This window comes from Ornithinimicrobium sp. F0845 (assembly GCF_023015765.1).
GTDB lineage: Bacteria > Actinomycetota > Actinomycetes > Actinomycetales > Dermatophilaceae > Ornithinicoccus.
Genome location: NZ_JALKAL010000006.1, coordinates 149,093 through 164,397 on the forward strand (window position 1 = coordinate 149,093; position 15,305 = coordinate 164,397).

16 protein-coding genes are annotated in these 15,305 nt (G+C 71.3%); 6 read left to right on the top strand and 10 right to left on the bottom strand.

Annotated features, from left to right (window positions below):
- Positions 1 to 63: 63 nt before the first annotated feature.
- Both MWU75_RS10790 and MWU75_RS10795 read right to left on the bottom strand, forming a co-directional pair.
- Positions 64 to 441: a type II toxin-antitoxin system VapC family toxin gene (locus MWU75_RS10790; protein ID WP_247090452.1), complete on the bottom strand. Its 378-nt coding sequence runs from the start codon at positions 439 to 441 to the stop codon at positions 64 to 66.
- Positions 438 to 692 (bottom strand): hypothetical protein, encoded by a 255-nt coding sequence (locus tag MWU75_RS10795; protein ID WP_247090454.1) that lies wholly within the window; start codon positions 690 to 692, stop codon positions 438 to 440. Before MWU75_RS10795 ends, MWU75_RS10790 begins: the two co-directional genes overlap by 4 nt.
- Before the next feature lie 151 nt (positions 693 to 843).
- Between MWU75_RS10795 and hrpA the strand changes: the two genes are divergently transcribed.
- Positions 844 to 4,773 (top strand): ATP-dependent RNA helicase HrpA, encoded by a 3,930-nt coding sequence (hrpA, locus tag MWU75_RS10800; protein ID WP_281497092.1) that lies wholly within the window; start codon positions 844 to 846, stop codon positions 4,771 to 4,773.
- 107 nt (positions 4,774 to 4,880) lie between these two features.
- On the opposite strand, the gene MWU75_RS10805 is transcribed toward hrpA, so the two are convergent.
- From MWU75_RS10805 to MWU75_RS10820, 4 genes are all read right to left on the bottom strand, one after another.
- Complete coding sequence (locus MWU75_RS10805; RefSeq protein ID WP_247090456.1) at positions 4,881 to 5,669, bottom strand: thioredoxin domain-containing protein; 789 nt, start codon at positions 5,667 to 5,669, stop codon at positions 4,881 to 4,883.
- A 29-nt stretch (positions 5,670 to 5,698) separates the two neighbouring features.
- Positions 5,699 to 6,304 carry a vitamin K epoxide reductase family protein gene (locus MWU75_RS10810; RefSeq protein WP_247090458.1) on the bottom strand — a complete coding sequence of 202 codons (606 nt, stop codon included), beginning with the start codon at positions 6,302 to 6,304 and terminating at the stop codon, positions 5,699 to 5,701.
- A 19-nt stretch (positions 6,305 to 6,323) separates the two neighbouring features.
- Positions 6,324 to 7,025: a copper resistance CopC family protein gene (locus MWU75_RS10815; RefSeq protein WP_247090459.1), complete on the bottom strand. Its 702-nt coding sequence runs from the start codon at positions 7,023 to 7,025 to the stop codon at positions 6,324 to 6,326.
- Positions 7,026 to 7,138: 113 nt separating this feature from the next.
- Complete coding sequence (locus MWU75_RS10820; RefSeq protein WP_247090461.1) at positions 7,139 to 7,744, bottom strand: hypothetical protein; 606 nt, start codon at positions 7,742 to 7,744, stop codon at positions 7,139 to 7,141.
- A gap of 173 nt (positions 7,745 to 7,917) precedes the next feature.
- Between MWU75_RS10820 and MWU75_RS20300 the strand changes: the two genes are divergently transcribed.
- Positions 7,918 to 8,703: a VOC family protein gene (locus MWU75_RS20300; RefSeq protein ID WP_348647757.1), complete on the top strand. Its 786-nt coding sequence runs from the start codon at positions 7,918 to 7,920 to the stop codon at positions 8,701 to 8,703.
- A gap of 36 nt (positions 8,704 to 8,739) precedes the next feature.
- Positions 8,740 to 9,231, top strand: a complete 492-nt coding sequence (locus MWU75_RS10835; RefSeq protein WP_247090463.1) for a GNAT family N-acetyltransferase — start codon at positions 8,740 to 8,742, stop codon at positions 9,229 to 9,231.
- Here MWU75_RS10835 and MWU75_RS10840 read toward each other — a convergent pair.
- The 4 genes from MWU75_RS10840 to MWU75_RS10855 all read right to left on the bottom strand — a co-directional run bounded on the left by MWU75_RS10840 (position 9,228) and on the right by MWU75_RS10855 (position 12,127).
- Complete coding sequence (locus tag MWU75_RS10840) at positions 9,228 to 10,142, bottom strand: WS/DGAT domain-containing protein (protein WP_247090465.1); 915 nt, start codon at positions 10,140 to 10,142, stop codon at positions 9,228 to 9,230. The two genes, MWU75_RS10835 and MWU75_RS10840, sit on opposite strands and share 4 nt — an antisense overlap.
- Entirely contained in the window at positions 10,139 to 10,663 is a 525-nt protein-coding gene (locus MWU75_RS10845) for a SigE family RNA polymerase sigma factor (RefSeq protein WP_247090467.1), read from the bottom strand. Before MWU75_RS10845 ends, MWU75_RS10840 begins: the two co-directional genes overlap by 4 nt.
- Before the next feature lie 118 nt (positions 10,664 to 10,781).
- Positions 10,782 to 11,579 (bottom strand): SDR family oxidoreductase, encoded by a 798-nt coding sequence (locus tag MWU75_RS10850; protein WP_247090469.1) that lies wholly within the window; start codon positions 11,577 to 11,579, stop codon positions 10,782 to 10,784.
- The gene (locus tag MWU75_RS10855; protein WP_247090471.1) at positions 11,576 to 12,127 is read right to left on the bottom strand and encodes a hypothetical protein; all 552 of its coding nucleotides are present in this window, start codon (positions 12,125 to 12,127) and stop codon (positions 11,576 to 11,578) included. Before MWU75_RS10855 ends, MWU75_RS10850 begins: the two co-directional genes overlap by 4 nt.
- Before the next feature lie 125 nt (positions 12,128 to 12,252).
- Here MWU75_RS10855 and MWU75_RS10860 point away from each other — a divergent pair, with 125 nt between their 5' ends.
- The 3 genes from MWU75_RS10860 to MWU75_RS10870 all read left to right on the top strand — a co-directional run bounded on the left by MWU75_RS10860 (position 12,253) and on the right by MWU75_RS10870 (position 15,206).
- Positions 12,253 to 12,645, top strand: a complete 393-nt coding sequence (locus MWU75_RS10860) for a YkvA family protein (RefSeq protein ID WP_247090473.1) — start codon at positions 12,253 to 12,255, stop codon at positions 12,643 to 12,645.
- Positions 12,646 to 13,191: 546 nt separating this feature from the next.
- Positions 13,192 to 13,386 (top strand): hypothetical protein, encoded by a 195-nt coding sequence (locus tag MWU75_RS10865; protein ID WP_247090475.1) that lies wholly within the window; start codon positions 13,192 to 13,194, stop codon positions 13,384 to 13,386.
- Positions 13,387 to 13,724: 338 nt separating this feature from the next.
- Positions 13,725 to 15,206, top strand: a complete 1,482-nt coding sequence (locus MWU75_RS10870) for an MDR family MFS transporter (RefSeq protein ID WP_247090477.1) — start codon at positions 13,725 to 13,727, stop codon at positions 15,204 to 15,206.
- Positions 15,207 to 15,305 lie beyond the last annotated feature (99 nt).

Genomic DNA, 15,305 nt, shown 5'->3' on the forward strand with positions numbered 1-15,305 from the left:
TCCCGTGCACGTGTCCCCTCCCTCGCAGTTGTCTCGGACGTCGGTGCTCGCCCCTCGCCGATGTCACCCGGGACAATGCGTCGTGACGCCGTGACGTCGGGCGGTGGCCCCGGCGCGCTGGTCCGTCGTGACCCACGTGGCGTTCAGCCGGAGGGCCATCGCGGCATACCAACCGTCCGCGACCGACATCGAGTCTCGCCACCGCCACGCCTGGCGGATGTCGGCCTCCGTCCACTCGGCGCTGAATCTCGCGCGGAGGTGCTGGTCAAGGGCGCGGTCGGCGTCCTCAGCCGAGATGACGGCCCGCTGCTGCAGAGCGCGGAGGCTGCCGACGACCTCGGCATCGAAGTGAGGAGGAACCACGACCGGCTCATCGGGGTCAGGCGGGCTGATGACCCCGGTGAGCACGTCGACCCAGGCCGAGGCGTCGAGGACGATCACCCGGTGCCCATCTCCTCGCGCACCGTGGCCAGGGCTGCCGCGGTGTCCTCGCGCGTGCCCGTCCGTGGGGCGGTCCGTGCGATCTCGTCGTACAGGGCGGCACGTCGCCTGGCGTCGGCGTGTGCGGCGAGGTCGCTGGCGATGAGCTCCTTCAGGTAGTCGGACAGGCTCATCCGCCGGCGGGCTGCCTCGGCTTTCGCAGCTGCGGCCATCTCCGCGTCCACCGACCGGATCTGCAGGTTCGTGGCCATGAAACCATCATACGGCCACTGCATGCAGGTGCATGCGTGCTGTGGACTGGAGGCCCCTGCGGGTCGAGCATGAACGAAACCACTACAAAATGCGTGGAGGGGTGAACGAAACCGCTATGAAAAATGGGGGGGATTTGTGACGATGGCTGGCATGCCCGCCCAGCACGCCACCCCACCCCGGCGTGCCCGCGACCAGCGTCGCAGGCGGCCCCGGTCGCAGCCCGACCCGCAGCGGCGGGCCGAGCGGCTCGAGGCGCGGCGGGCGATGCTGCCGGCCAGTATCAACTACCCGCCGGAGCTCCCGGTCGTCGAGCGGCGCGAGGACATCGCCGCCGCGATCCGGGACCACCAGGTGGTGATCGTCGCCGGGGAGACCGGCTCGGGCAAGACCACCCAGCTGCCCAAGATCTGTCTCGAGCTCGGCCGCGGCATCGAGGGCACCATCGGGCACACCCAGCCGCGACGGATCGCCGCGCGCTCGGTGGCGGAGCGGATCAGCGAGGAGCTGGCCGTCGAGCTCGGCACGACGGTGGGCTACCAGGTGCGGTTCACCGACCGGTCGACCAAGGACACGCTGGTCAAGGTGATGACCGACGGAATCCTGCTCGCGGAGCTGCAGCGCGACCGCGACCTGCGCCGCTATGACACGCTCATCATCGACGAGGCCCACGAGCGCAGCCTCAACATCGACTTCATCCTCGGCTACCTCAAGCAGCTGCTGCCGCGCCGCCCGGACCTGAAGGTGATCATCACCTCGGCCACCATCGACGTGCAACGCTTCTCCGAGCACTTCGCCGACCGCGACGGCAAGCCTGCCCCGGTCGTGGAGGTCACCGGGCGCAGCTATCCGGTCGAGATCCGCTTCCGCCCGCTCACCCGTCCGGCACCACCGGCCAAGGACGGCACACCCCGCGACGTCGAGATCGACCAGGTGACCGGTGTCTGCGAGGCGGTCGAGGAGCTGTGGACCGAGGACCCCGGCGGGGGACCGGCCGACATCCTCGTCTTCTGCTCCGGCGAGCGGGAGATCCGCGACGTCGCCGACGCCCTCGACGGGATGAACCTGCCGGCCACCGAGGTGCTCCCGCTCTACGGCCGGCTCTCCGCAGCCGAGCAGCACCGCGTCTTCAGTCGGCACTCCGGGCGCCGGATCGTGGTCTCCACCAACGTCGCCGAGACCTCGCTGACCGTGCCCGGCATCCGCTACGTCATCGACACCGGCACGGCCCGCATCTCCCGCTACTCCCAGCGCCTGAAGGTCCAGCGCCTGCCGATCGAGCCGATCAGCCAGGCCAGCGCCAACCAGCGCTCGGGCCGGTGTGGTCGCCTCGCCCCCGGCATCGCCGTCCGGCTCTACTCCCAGGAGGACTTCGAGGCCCGACCCGAGTTCACCGAGCCGGAGATCCTGCGGACCAACCTGGCCTCCGTCATACTGCAGATGACCAGCCTCGGACTGGGTGAGATCGCCCGCTTCCCCTTCCTCGAGCCGCCCGACTCGCGGCAGATCGCCGACGGCGCCCGCCTGCTCGACGAGCTCCAGGCCATCGACCCCGACGCCCCGGTGCACGTCCCGCGGAAGCGACTGACGCCATACGGCCGGGCGATCGTCGCTCTCCCGGTGGACCCGCGGCTCGCGCGGATGGTGATCGAGGCCGAGCGCAACGGGGCCCTGCGCGAGGTGCAGGTGATCGTCGCCGCCCTGTCGATGCAGGACCCCCGCGAGCGGCCGGCCGACAAGCAGGCGCAGGCCGACCAGTCGCACGCCCGGTTCAAGGACGAGGAGTCCGACTTCGTCACGCTGCTCAACCTGTGGCGCTACCTGAAGAAGCAGCAGAAGGAGCTCTCCGGCAGCGCGTTCCGGCGGATGTGCAAGCGTGAGTACCTCCACTACCTGCGCGTTCGCGAGTGGCAGGACCTGCACACCCAGCTCAAGGCGGCGACCCGGTCCCTCGGGCTGCAGGCCAACAGCAACGACGCCAGCCCGGACCAGGTGCACCAGGCGCTGCTGGCCGGGCTGCTCTCGCACGTCGGCCTCTACGACCGGGACAAGCGGGAGTATGCCGGGGCGCGGGGGGCGCGCTTCGTCATCCAGCCCGGGTCGGTCCTGCACCGCAGGAACCCGGACTGGGTGATGACCGCCGAGCTCGTCGAGACCACGCGGCTGTGGGCGCGGGTCAACGCGCCGACCGACCCGGCGTGGGTGGAGCGGGCCGCCGCGCACCTGGTGAAACGCTCCTACTCCGAGCCGCGGTGGTCCCGGAGCCGGGCCTCGGCGGTGGCGACCGAGCGGGTCACGCTGTACGGCGTGCCGCTGGTCGCCGACCGGACGGTGGCCTACGGCCGGATCGACCCGGAGGTGGCGCGCGACCTGTTCATCCGGCACGGCCTGGTCGAGGGGGACTGGGACACCCGGCACGACTTCTTCCACGCCAACCGGCGCCTGATCCGGGAGCTGGGAGAGCTGGAGGCGCGGGCGAGGCGCCGCGACATCCTGGTCGACGACGAGACGCTGGTGCAGTTCTATGACGCGCGTATCCCTGAGGAGGTCGTCTCCGGGGCGCACTTCGACACGTGGTGGAAGACGGCCCGGCGCGCCGACGCCCGGCTGCTGACCTTCACCGAGGACCTGCTGGTCAGCGACGACGCGTCGCTGGTGAGCGACCGGGACTACCCGGGCACGTGGCGCCAGGGTGAGCTGGAGTTCACCGTCACCTACCAGTTCGAGCCGGGGTCCGGGTCGGACGGGGTGACCGTGCACCTGCCGATCGAGGTGCTCAACCGGGTGCGGCCCGACGGCTTCGACTGGCAGGTGCCGGGGCTCCGCGAGGAGCTGGCGACGGCTCTGGTCAGGTCGCTGCCCAAGGAGATCCGCCGCAACTTCGTGCCCGCCCCGGACCACGTGCGCCGGGCGCTCGCCGAGATCGGGGAGCCCCGGGACGAGGACGAGACCTTCGTCGAGGCGCTGGCCGAGGAGCTGACCGCCCGCCGCGTGGTGCCCGTGGCGCCCTCGGACTTCGACGTCGCACGGGTGCCGGACCACCTGCGGGTGACCTTCGCCGTGGAGCGGACGCACCCGCGCAAGGGACGGGGCCGGGCGCGGGTCGAGCTGCTGGGGGAGGGCAAGGACCTGGCCGCGCTCCAGGCCGAGCTGGCGCCCGCGGTCCGGACCACGATGGCCCGCGCGGCGGCGAGCATCGAACGGACCGGACTGACCTCGTGGACGGAGGCCATCGGCATACTGCCCGAGACCTTCGAGCAGCAGGTGGCGGGCAAGACGGTGGTGGGCTATCCGGCGCTGGTCGACACCGGTGCGGCGGTTGACGTGCGGGTGCTGGGGACGGCCTCCGAGCGGGACCGGGCGACGCGCGTCGGGGTGCGGCGGCTGCTGCTGCTCAACACGACACCGCCGTGGAAGCGGCTGCTCGCGCTGCTGACCAACCCGCAGAAGCTCTCGCTCGGGCACAACCCGCACGGGTCGGTGCCGTTGCTGCTCGAGGACGCGCTGGCGTGCGCGGTGGACTCGGTGGTCGCCGAGATGCCGGGCGCGCGGGTGCGCACCCCGGAGGAGTTCGATCGGGCTCTGGCGACGGTGAGGCAGCAGGCGGTGCCGCGGGTGCTGCAGATCGTGGAGAGTCTGGTGCCGATCCTGGACACGGCGCGCGAGGTGTCGCTGGGGCTGCAGCGGCTGACCGCACCGGCCGCTGCGGAGATGGCCGCTGACCTGCGGCGACAGCTCGACGCGCTGATCCGGCCCGGCTTCGTGGCGGACACGGGCTACCACCGGCTGCCGCACCTGCGGCGCTATCTGGCGGCGATGGCCGAGCGGCTGGAGAAGGGCGCGCAGGACCTGGCCAAGGACCGCGACCGGATGGCCACGGTCCACACGGTCGAGGAGGAGCACGCGAAGTTCCTGGCCGGGCTGCCCCCGCACCGGCGCCTCGACCAGGACGTCGTGGACATCGGCTGGATGCTGCAGGAGCTGCGGGTCAGTCTGTTCGCCCAGCGGCTGGGGACACCGCAGCCGGTATCTCCGAAGCGGATCTACGCGGCGATGGACCGGGCCGAAGACCCCCAAATTTAGGGGAGGTTCTGTACGCCTCTCCCGCATTCTTGGGGAGGTTTTGCACGTACCGAATTACCCCAAGAATGCGGGCTGGGCGTGCAGAGTCTCCCCAAGAATGGGTGGGCCTACAGACCGAGGGCAGCGGCCAGGCCCTCCGGGGTCTGCTCACCGGCGAAGCGTTCGCCGTCGATGAGCACCGTGGGCGTGCCGAACCGCCCCGACGGCCCGGCCAGGTCCGGGTCGGCCAGGGCGCGGTCGGTCGCGTCACGCACCCACCCGTCATACTCCCGGTCCAGGATGCAGGCGCGGGTGTCGGCGGAGCCGGCCCCGGCGTCGCTGACCGCCCCGGTGAGCACGTCGTCGTTCACGCTGCCCTGGGTGGCCGCCTGCTGCAGGTCGAAGAGGCTCTGCGTGACGTCGAGGAAGGCGCCCGGCTCGTGGGTGGCGACGCAGGCCGCCGCGTTGGCCGCGCGGCTGGAGAACTGCGTGCCCTGGCTGGCGTTGTCCATGAGCGCGACCGGGTGCACCTCCAGCGCGATGGCGCCGGCCTCGACCTGCTCGGTCAGGAACGGCATGTTGGTCTGCTCGAAGGCCAGGCAGTGGGGGCACTGGAAGTCGACGTAGACGCCGACCCGGGGGAGATCCTCGGCCGCGTCCGCGGACCCTTCGGCGTCGACACCACCGTCCTGACCCACCAGGACGACGCCGTCGTCGGTCATGTTGCCCGGTGTCGCCGAGGCGCCCCCGCCCTGGTTGAGCGCGATCGCGGCGACGACCGCGACCACCGCCAGGACGGCGACGCCGATAAGGGAGCGGAAGACCACCTTCACGCGCTGGTCCTGGGCCGCCCGGGCCTGCTGCTCTGCTCGGACACGCTCGCGCGCCGACTGCTGCTGTTTCTTCTTCTGAGCCATGGGTCTTGAAGTCCTTCGGTTGAGAGAGGTCAGAGGTAGCGCAGGACGTCCAGCCGGAGCTGGGCGAGGACTGCGATGAGGAGGTAGCAGGCCAGGGTGAGCGGCACGATCCAGGTCAGCAGGTAGGCGCCGGCGCGCTGCGCACCGGCGCCGAGCACCCCGGCCGCCGCGTTGCGCAGCGTGACCGTCAGGAAGAGCGGGATCATCACCGCCCACACGACCATGCACCAGGGGCACAGCGTGCCCAGGACGTAGATGCTCTGGCCGACCAGCCAGAGGACGAACGCCAGCCCCGCCGTGACGCCCGCCTGGAAAGCGAGCCAGAACCAGCGGGCGAAGGTGGCCCCCGCGAGGAGGGCCACCCCCACCGCGACGGGCGCCACGAACCCGGCCAGACCGAGCAGCGGGTTGGGGAACCCGAAGACCTCGCCCTGGTCGGAGGTCAGGTTGGCTCCGCACTGCACGACGATGCTGAAGTCGCAGCCCAGCGCCGCCTCCGGGTCGTCGAGGGTGACGAACTTGGCGAGCACCAGCTCGAACGAGGCCCAGAGGCCGACCAGTCCGGCCGCCACCAGGAAGGGGGCGAGCAGCCGTCGGTCGCCGGACCGTGTCTGCACGCCGTCTTCGCCGGTCACCGGGTGCGGTGGGTGCGAATCACTGGTCGCCGCCCTGCTCAGGGGCGCCGCGACGCAGGACCCGCACCACGACATACGCCAGGGCAGCGAGGACCACGCCGATCACGACCGGCAGCCACGGGAATCCACCGGAGGACTCGTCGGCCTCGTCGTCGGCGACCTCCGCCGCCGCCGAGTTCGCCGTCGTGGGTGCCGGATCGGTCTCGGCCGGTTCCGTCGCGGGCTCGGTGGTCTGCTCCGCGGTCTCCTGGGCGGCGGTCGTCGGTGCCGGCTCGGTGGTGGTCGGCTCCGCGGGCTCCGGCTCGGGAGCGTCGACGGTGAACGGGATCACGCCGGAGATGGGGTGGCCGTCCGAGGAGGTGACGCGCCAGGTGACCTCGTAGGAGCCGTTCGGCAGACCCTCCTGGACGGGGACGGTGACGTCCACGCCGTCGACGGTGGGCTCACCCGCCTCCCAGGATGCGCCGTCGCTGTCGGTGACGACCACGGCGGCGCCCATGTCGAGCACCTCGCCGGAGAAGGTCAGCCGCACCTGCGTCGGTGGCTCGTCCAGGGTCTCGCCGTCGGTGGGACTGCTGTCAGTGAGCGTGTCGTGGGCGGATGCCGCTGAACCGGTGCCGAGCAGCACGGCGCCCGCGAGCAGGGCAGCCAGGGCACCGAGGATGAGGTGGGGGATGGATGGAACGGGACGCGTCACAGCGCGCCGGGAACGGGTGTGCATGGGTTGTCCTCTGGGCAGGCTCCGCCCGGTGGAGGCAACGGGTCGTCACCTCGGGTGCGGAGACGTCGAAAGGCGCCGACGGTCCCGGCACCAAGAGGCACCCGGCCGCGACGCTAGGGAGTCGGAACTGCCAGAGGGCTCGGTGGTCCGCGGCGCACGAGGGAGGTGTGCACCGCCAGGGAGGTGGTGGGCACCCAGGCCTGCTCGTCGACGAGCCGGGCCGAGGGTGTCGTGGGACGCGCGGGCAGGGGAGTGACCGGGTGCAGGAAGCGCCACGTCAGGCGTCGCACCGTGGCCCTCAGGCGCGCCACGATCAGCTCGCCATGACGCAGGGTGGCCGCAGTCAGCAGTGCCGCTCCCACGTGGGCCAGGCCCATCCACAGCGAGGAGGTCCCGTCGCCGGTGGACCCAGGAGCGTGGTGTGCATGCGCCGCACCGCCCAGGTCGGGAGCACCCAGCATGAACAGGTTGTGGAAGAGGACCTGGCTCGCACCGACCGACAACAGCAACCGCAGCGACGGCAGGGTCATCCTGGCGAGGAGGATGCACACGCCGAGGGCGAGCAGCAGCGGCACGATCAGCCCAGGGAGTGCCGGTGGCGCACCGCCGGCCATGAGGTGGAAGAGCAGGGCGGTCGCCGTGGCGACCACCGCCGCCGCACCGCCTCGGACCAGTGCGCGCCGCTGGGCTGCTGCCCAGGGGTTGTGCGCCGTGTCCATGCCCACATGCTACGTATGACGCACCGCGGCCTGGTCTCCGACCCCGCCCCGGGCGGTGGGCGGGTCGTTGTCCCTGCGGAAGGCCCTGGGGGAACGATGAATTCGGCGGGTCGGCCCGGTCACCACGTTGCACAGGCCGCTGATCGGCGGCGGCCGCGACAGAGGAGATCACCATGACCACCGCACTCGGCAGCATCATGCTCGGCACCACCGACGTGGACCGGTTGCACCGGTGGTACGCGACGGTGCTCCCGCCGGACAGCGATGACCTCCAGGGGGACTACCGGATCCTGGGGTACGGCGGGTTCTACCTCTTTCTCGACGGTCGCGACGACGTGCAGACGGCACACCCCGACCCCGCCCGGACCCTGCTGAACTTCGACGTCGACGACGCCCGCGCCGTGGCCGCCCGGATCGAGGCCGCCGGGTCGTCCTGGGTGGCGCCGCTGGAGGACCGAGACGGGAGCCTGTTCGCGACGGCGCAGGACCCGGACGGCAACTACGTCCAGGTGATCCAGCTCAGCCCGGAGCACATCTCCGACATGCAGGCCAACCAGACCGGCACCCGGCCACCGGTTGGCATGGTCGTGGGCGAGGCATTCAGCGGCTTCTCCGTCGACGACCTCACCGCTGCCCGGACCTTCTACGCCGACACCCTCGGTCTGCGGGTCGGCTCCGGTCCGGAGGCGATGCCGCTGCTCTTCCTGGACGCCGGTGGTCGCAAGATCCTGGTCTACGAGAAGGGGGAGGCGCACGTCCCCGCCACCTACACCGTGCTGAACCTGCCGGTTCTGGATGTCGAGGCGGCCGTGCGGGACCTCGGCGGCCGAGGCGTGGAGTTCCTGCGCTACGCGGGCATGCAGCAGGACGAGCTCGGCATCCACCGCGGCGGTGGCCCGCTGATCGCCTGGTTCAACGATCCGGCCGGCAACGTGATGTCGGTGATCGCGCGGGACTGAGCCTGAGGGGGAGGGTGAGTGGTTAGCCTGCGGAGGATGACCGATCCGCGCACCAGGGCCCTCACCCCGGCCGACGAGGACCTGCTGAGGGTTGCGACGCTGGGCAACCTCAACTGGGCCGAGGAGCGCTTCACGATGCGTGACGTGACGGATCGCCGCGAGTTCGCCCACTACACGCGCCTGCTCCCCGAGCGTGGAGACCTCGGGCTGGTGGCCGAGCAGGACGACGCGGTGATCGGGGTGGCGTGGGCGCTGTTCCTGCCGGAGGAGGACGCGGGCTATGGCTTCGTCGACGCTGACACACCGGAGCTGAGCCTGTGGGTCCACGCCCGGGCGAGGCGGCAGGGCCTGGGCCGACTCCTGCTGCAGCTCCTGAAGGACGAGGCCCGGACCCGAGGGATCCGCAGCCTGAGCCTGTCGGTGGAGGCGGGGAACCCCGCCAGGCGTCTCTACGACGCGGAGGGCTTCCGTGCCGTCACGGGACGTGAGCGGGACGGCGTGATGGTCTGGACGGACGGACGGCGCTAGGGACCCCAGGTCGCCGTGGCAGTGCTCGGCGCCGGGCCCCCGCCCAGGTCGGCGGGGTCACCACCTCCGCCGATCAGGAACTCGCCGATCACGGTCTCGCCGTCGGACTCGTAGACCGGCACGCTGACCGCCTGGCCGGAGCGTTGCTCCTGAAGTTCAAGGGCGTGCTCGGGCGAGGTCGGTTGCCCCCACGCGGCGTTCATCTCGGACACGTAGGCATACCCCTGCCGGCCGTTGATCGCCACGACCGCGAGGAGGTCGGGGGTGCCGTTGACGTTCTCCACGCCGTAGGTCTCGCCCTTGGCGTTCACGCCCCACTCAGTGAGCTCGGTGCTGACGTAGGAGGCCGTCAGCCGCCAGGACGCCCCCTCGGTGGCCCTGATCTCGACCTCCTCGGCACCCCTGGCGAGGCCGACGACGTAGGCCAGTGACTCGAAGTCCTCCGCCCTGGTGAGCTCGGTGCCGGCGTCTGCGCTGTCGCAGATCATGCCGGCACCGTCGGGATAGATGAACTCACCGGCGCTGAGGCAGTCCAGCACCATCCCCACCCCGCTCGCACCCTCGGGTCGTTCGCCCAGGTGCACCGTCATCGCCCCGGTGCCGGTGATCGTCACCGGGTCGCTGAGGTGCGTCACGCGGGTCCCGCCGAAGCCGACGTCCGGTCCCGCGACCTCGCTCGCCGCCGATGTCTCCGACCCGCCGGGGGTGATCTCGGCGGTCTCGGGCAGCAGCTGCGCGGCGACGGGCACCGCCAGCGCCACGGCCGCCACCGCACCGCCGACCGCGATGGCAGTATGCCGACGCCTGCGCCGGCGCACCCGCTCGCCGACCTGTTCGAACCGGTCCGCAGGCTCCCGCAGGTCCGGGGGCAGGTCCCGCAGCAGCATGGTCACCTCGTCCGTGTCGTTCACAGCTCCTCCTTCACCAGCGCGTCGTGACCGACGGTCTCGCGCAGCCGGGCCAGGCCCTTGGCGGTCTGACTCTTCACCGTGCCCTCCGAGCAGTTCATGATCTCGGCGACCTCGCGCACCGCCAGGTCGTCGAAGTAGCGCAGCACCACCGCCTGCCGCTGCCGCACCGGCAGGGCGGCCAGCGCCTCGGCCAGGACGACGCGGTCGGTGACGGGTCCGCTGTGGTCGGCGACGGCATACTGCCGCGGCGATATGCCATGCCCCGCCGAGGTGAGGTCCGTCGCCCGCTCCCGGTGCCAGAAGCGGGCGCGCCAGCTGGCGTTGGTGCGGACCATCGCAGTGCGCACATAGGCCTCCGGGTGGCCGTGACGGACCCGGTCCCAGTGCGGCCACGTCCGGGCCAGCGCCGTCTGCAGGAGGTCCTCGGCGGCCGCCGGGTCGCCGGTCAGCATCCACGCGGTCCGCAGCAGCGCCGGCGAGCGTCGCTGCACGAACTCCCGGAACCCCTCCGGCTCCCGCATCTGGCCTCCTTGCTCCTGACCATTGAACCGGCTGGGCGCCGGGATCGGTTGCCTCCCCCAACTTTCGTAGTGGTTCTGCTGGTCGATCCCGGATTTTCGCAGGGGTTTTGCTGGTCGCTCAGCGCAGGTAGCTTGCACCGTTGAAGTCCACGACCGCCCCCGAGACCCACTCCGCACCGGGCTCGGCCAGCGCACAGATCGCGGCGGCGACCTCCTCCGGCGAGGCCACCCGGCCGAACGGACTCTGCGCGCGGATCGCGTCGCCCGAGGCGCCCTCGAGGACGCTGACGGCCATGTCGGTCGCGATGAAGCCCGGGGCGAGCGAGACCACGCCGATCCCGTGCGGCGCCAGGGCCACCGCCATCGACTGGCCGAAGGCGTGCAGCCCCGCCTTGCTCGCGCCGTAGGCGGGGACGTCCGGCTCCCCGCGGTAGGCGCCGCGTGACCCGACGTTGACGATGCGTCCGGTCGGGCTGCCGTCGGGCGGCGGCACCTCCAGCATGTGCCGGGCCACGCAGAAGGTGAGGTTGGCCGGACCCATCAGGTTGGTCTCCAGCGTCGTCCGCCACGCCCGGACCCACGTGTCGTAGTCGGCGTCGGTCACCCGGTGGTCCCCGCGCCGGCTGCCGCCGGCCTGCGGGTCGAGGAAGAGCGCGGCGTTGTTGACCAGGACGTCGATCCGCCCGAGGACCTTCGCGGCCTCGCTCGCGAGGGTCCGCGTCTCGTCGGGGGAGGCAAGGTCGGCCTGCAGTATGCCGTGCCCGTCACCCGGGAGTGACTCCAGCACCTCGCGCGCCCGGTCCTCGGCGCCGCGGTAGTGCACCACCACCCGGTCACCGCGCTCGGCGAACGCGCGGGCGGTCTCGGCCCCCACCCCACGAGAGGCGCCGGTGACCAGAATCCCTCGGCCGGTCACGGTGTCCACTGCTCCTCGATGGTGACGATCTCGCCGTCGGCCGTCTCGATCCAGATGCCGAAGATCGGGCCGCGCTCGGCGACCACGTCGCGCCAGCTCGCGAAGTCGCCCTGCTCGCCGGACTGCGGGTCGCCGCTGAGGTAGTAGGTGGCCGTGGCGTCGGTGGCCACCGGAAGCTCACGGGTGAGCTCGTTGTTGTTGCGGACGTAGACGTCGCCCACCGGCGGCTCCGCGCCGTCCTCCTCGGCGGCCGCGACCCCGGCGTCGCCGGTGAACCAGCAGGCCAGGTCGAAGGCCATGCCGGAGTCCGTGGTTGAGGGGGCGAAGCCGAACCAGCGTCCGTCCGGCAGGCTCGTCTCCGAGCTCGGGGTGCACCCCGAGCCGTGCGGCCCGTCCGGCTCGGCGGTCGGGGCCGCGGACTCCTCGGCGGCGTCCGGCGTCGAGACCTCCACCGTCACCGGGGGCGTGGTCTCCGGCGTCTCCGAGCCGCCGCACGCGGCCAGGACGAGCGCGAGGCCGATCGTCGGAGCCAGCAACTTCCCCTTCATGGTGCACCGCTTCCCCAGGGACGGACGGACCCTCCCAACCTAGTGCGGGAATCCTCTGGGCACCACGTTCGTTGACAGACCCGATGCACCACGGCGCACCCGCGCCCGCACGAACGGAGCCCATCATGGCCACAGCCGCCCGCAAGACCCTTCGCTGGGGCGCCCTCATGGGTGTCGCCAACGCGATCCGCTCCGCGAACCGTCCCGGCTCGCCGGGCCTGGGGGAGCGCCTGGCCGCGCTGCCGCGGATGGCTGGGGCGATCATGACCAAGAAGTACTCCGGCGTCGCCGGCTCCCAACTGCTGATGATGCTGGCCGCCGTCGGGTATGTCGTGAGCCCGGTCGACCTGATGCCCGAGGCAGTTCTGCTGCTGGGTGGGCTGGCGGACGACGCCCTCGTCGTCGGCTGGCTCTCCGTTGCCGTCATCAACGCGACCGACGACTTCCTGGACTGGGAGAAGAATGCGAAGGCCTACCCGGGCCAGGTCCACCACTCCACCACCCACCATTTCTCATAGTGGTTCCGTCCGCCCTCCACAACACTTTGTGGGGGTTCGCGGGCGCACCTGGTGTCCTACGTCCACTACCGCCTGTCCGAGGCGCAGTTCGCGGCGGTCGAGCGCGACGCCGCGACGGCAGTGTGCCGCAACTCACCGACCGGGAGTCGCGGGTGCTTGACCTCGTGGGTCGGGATGCCGGACCCGTCGTTGCCGCCGTGCACCCAGTCTGACCAACCGGGAGATCGGTGAGCAGCTGTTCATCAGCGCAACCGAGCGTGCACGGTGGCCGCGATCCTGCGCCCGATCAGCGTGACCTCGCGCACCGAGGCCGCCGTCCTGGCAGCCCACGCGGGCAGCGGTCCTGAGGCAGCGCCGGACGGGAACGCGACCACCTAAGGCGGACTGAGGCGTCCCGCACCGTCTTAGGTGCTCACCCGCCGGGCCTTAGACCCGAAAGAGTGCCCGAACAGTAGGCACCTGCCCGATGCCCGCGGCGTGCCTTAGCGAGCAACGTAGTCGTTATCAACAACGGCGGCCCGAGGGCCACAAGCAAAGGACACGATCATGGGACAGCTCGAGATCCAGATGGCACAGCAGATCGCTCACGAGAACGACCGCGACCTCGCCCAGCGGGCCGAGTTCGCCCGGGTGATGGCCGAGCGCGGCATCGACACGAAGGTGAGCGGCAGCCGGACCCTCGGTCTGCGCCACTGGGCGGAACGCCTGCACCTGGCGCACGCTGCCCACCCCGCGCACTGATCGCCAGTGCGCCTGGCGACCCAGGACCCCGGACCGACACCACGGTCCGGGGCCCACATTTTTCGTAGTGGTTTCGTCGGTCCCTCACGCATTTTCGCAGGGGTTTTGCTGGTCGCTCCCGCACTGTTGTCGTGGTTTGTGCCTTCACCCGTCCGACGCGCAGGGCGAGGTGCTCGCGGAGGTGAGCGCACGGCATACGGCCCCAGGTCGGGGAAAATTCGGTTGCCCGAGGAGGACCGGCGCGCGCACCATCGAAGGGTCGCCGATGACTTCGGCCGCCCGCGGCGGTCATACCGCCCGTGAGGGACACCAACCCACCCCGTGACGGAGGAACACCCATGTCTACGCGCACCACCGAAGCGCACGCCCAGGCCGGGACGGGTCGCACGCCGGCCGTCGTGCTGTGGCTGGTGGCTGCCGCGTTCGTGGTGATCCTCAACGAGACGATCATGATGAACGCGATCCCGCAGCTCATGGTCGGTCTCGACATCGACGAGGCCGCGGCCCAGTGGCTGTCCACCGCGTTCCTGCTCACCATGGCCTCGGTCATCCCGGTCACGGGGTGGTTCCTGCAGCGGGTCACCACCCGCGCCGCCTTCGCCACGGCGATGAGCGTCTTCATCGTCGGCACGCTGCTGGCGGCGTTCGCGCCGACCTACCCGGTCCTGCTGATCGCCCGGATCGTCCAAGCCTCCGGCACCGCGGTGATGATGCCGCTGCTGATGACGACCCTGATGACGGTCGTCCCGGAGCGGGACCGCGGTCGTGTGATGGGCAACGTGACCCTCGTGATGTCGGTGGCCCCGGCGCTCGGCCCGGCCGTCGCCGGACTGCTCCTTCAGCTCGGCTCGTGGCGGTGGATGTTCCTGACCGTCCTGCCGATCGCCGTCGTCGTCACGGTCCTGGCGCTGCGCCGGCTGCCCAACGTGGGTGAGCCCCGGCAGGTCGGCATCGACTGGTTCAGCGTCGTCGTGGCCGCCCTCGGCTTCGGCGGCCTGGTCTACGGGTTGAGCCGTTTCGGCCGCGGCCTGGGTGCGGAGCCCTGGCTGATCGTCGGCGGGAGCGCGGTGGCCATCCTGGTCTTCGTGCTGCGACAGCTGCAGCTGCAGCGCCACGGCGACCCGCTGCTGGACCTGCGCACCTTCCGGCACACGGTCTTCAGCCGCGGGGTGCTGCTGCTGTCGGTCTCCTTCATGGGGATGCTCGGGGCGATGATGCTGCTGCCGCTCTACTTGCAGTCGGTCCGGGGCCTCACCGCGCTGGAGACCGGGCTGCTGGTGATGCCCGGCGGCATCGCGATGGGTCTGCTCGGACCTCGCGTGGGACGGGCCTTCGACCGGTTCGGCAGCCGCCTGCTGATCGTCCCCGGCGCGGTCGGGGTCGCCGTGGCGATGGGGTCGCTGACGCAGATCGGCACCCACACGCCATACTGGCAGCTCCTCGGCGCGCACCTGCTGCTCATGGTCAGCCTGGCCGCGGTCTTCACGCCGACGTTCACGCTGGCGCTCGGTGACGTGCCCGCTCGGCTGTACTCCCACGGCAGCTCGCTCCTGGGCACCCTGCAGCAGGTCGCCGGCGCGTTAGGCACCGCCATCGTGATCACCATCATGACCGCGCGGGCCGACCAGCTGGTCGACCGCGGGACCCTGACGCTCGACGCGACCGTCGAGGGCATGCGCTGGGGCTTCGGGTTCGGTGCCATCGTCGCGCTGGTCCTGATCGGGCTGGTGCTGCTCATGCCCAACCGGCTGCACGACCGTGACGAGGCCCCGGCCGAGCTGCCCGACGGCCTCGACGAGGAGCTCAGCCCGGTCTCTTGAGGGCTTCGGTCCTGCGTGGCGGGCAGTATGCCGATCCGCGGGTCCGACGGGCCGTCCCAGGCCTGGTGGGCCTACAAAACCACTACAAGAAGACGTGGC